This is a genomic window from Microcoleus sp. T2B6 (assembly GCF_036700475.1).
GTDB lineage: Bacteria > Cyanobacteriota > Cyanobacteriia > Cyanobacteriales > Microcoleaceae > Microcoleus.
Genome location: NZ_JAUBOZ010000234.1, coordinates 1 through 1,836 on the forward strand (window position 1 = coordinate 1; position 1,836 = coordinate 1,836).

At 38.1% G+C, this 1,836-nt stretch carries 1 protein-coding gene; it reads left to right on the forward strand.

Going from position 1 to position 1,836, the window contains the following annotated elements:
• Nucleotides 1–70 precede the first annotated feature (70 nt).
• Nucleotides 71–1,836 (forward strand): condensation domain-containing protein (locus QUA00_RS36615; RefSeq protein ID WP_333413478.1); only part of this gene is annotated, 1,766 nt, incomplete at its 3' end.

A 1,836-nucleotide genomic window follows, 5' to 3' on the forward strand; every position in this document is an offset into this window, starting at 1 on the left:
TTGAAGCAATTTCTTGGGTAAACCAAAATGTTAACACTAGCACCAATAATTTAGAGGAGGTAGAATTTTAATGAATACCATTGAATTTATTAATCATTTACGCAAGTTAGATATTAACCTGTTTTTGGAAGGAGAACGCCTTCGTTGCAAGGCTAATGAAGGGATTCTTACCCCTGCTATCAAGTCAGAAATTAGCGATCGCAAAGCTGAGATTATCTCGTTTCTGCAACAAGCTAATCTTCAAACCAATACCACAGCGATCGCTCCGATATCCAAAACAGAAAACAATATCTTTCCTCTTTCTTTTACTCAAGAGGGACTTTGGTTCCTCTACGAACTACAGCCTAACATCCCCTTCTATAACATTCCTCTGAACTTGCATTTTAGCGGTCAACTTGATATTACTGCTTTGGAGTCGAGCTTGCAATTATTGATCGCCCGTCATGAAATCTTACGCACTAACTTTATTACCGTTGATGGAAAACCTGCTCAAATCATAAATGCAACGAGAGATTTTACTTTACCAGTTGTTGATTTGCGTTCTTTGTCAGCGAGTCAACGGAATTTAGAGTATCATAAATTAGCTTCTCTTGCAATTAGCCATGTATTTAATCTGGCTGAAGATTCTTTAATTAGGGCAGAATTAGTTCAGCTTACCCCAACAGAAAATGTTTTACTGCTAACAATTCACCACATTATCTTTGATGGTTGGTCTGTCAATATTTTGCTTCAGGAATTTACGACAATTTACTCGGCTTTGGTTGAACAAAATAAACCCCATTTACCTGAAATTAATCTTCAGTATGTAGATTTTGCTGTGTGGCAGAAGCAGTGGTTACAGGGAGAAGTTTTAGAGTCTCAACTTGCTTACTGGCAACAAAAACTAACGGGAATGCCAGCATTGTTGGAATTACAAACAGATCATCCCCGACCAGCGGTACAATCCTTTCGCGGAGAAACCCAATTTTTTACGATTGAGCCAGAGATTAGTGAAGCCCTCGTAAATTTGAGTCAGCAGCAGGGAGTTACACTCTTTACATTACTCCTGGCTGCATTTAAAGTATTGCTCTACCGCTACACTAATCAACCCGATATTGTTGTTGGCTCTCCATCTGCGAACCGCCAAAACCTTCCAACTCAAGGAATGATCGGATTTTTTGTGAATACTTTAGTGTTACGCACAGATTTATCAAATAATCCTACCTTTCTGGAGTTATTACAACAAGTTAAAAAAGTTGTCTTAGAAGCTTACGATCATCAAGAATTACCATTTGATAAGTTAGTCGAAGCATTACACCCAGAGCGTAATTTAAGCTACTCACCTTTATTTCAAATAGATTTTTCCTTAGAAAATGAGACTACTTCTGCTATCAACCTCAAAGATTTAAGAATTAACATATCTAGTCCTGAAACCAATCATACAGCTAAATTTGATTTAAGCTTATCGTTGCTGAAAACCGAGCAAGGTTTAACAGGGGGATTTGAATATAGTACAGACCTTTTTGATGCCACGACCATTGCCAGAATGATAGAGCATTTGCAAACGTTGTTCGCTGGTATTGTAGCGAATCCAGAACAAAAGCTATCGGATTTACCTATTTTGACGGTGATTGAGAAACACAAATTATTAGTGGAGTGGAATCAATCCCAACAAGACTATCCTCAGAATCTCTGTATTCATCAATTATTTGAAGCACAAGTAGAACAAACGCCAGATGCCATAGCAGTAATCTTTAAGGATCAGCAACTAACCTATCGAGAACTAAACACCAAGGCTAACCAATTAGCACACCAATTACAAGCATTGGGGGTAAAACCAGAAACACTGGTGGCTAT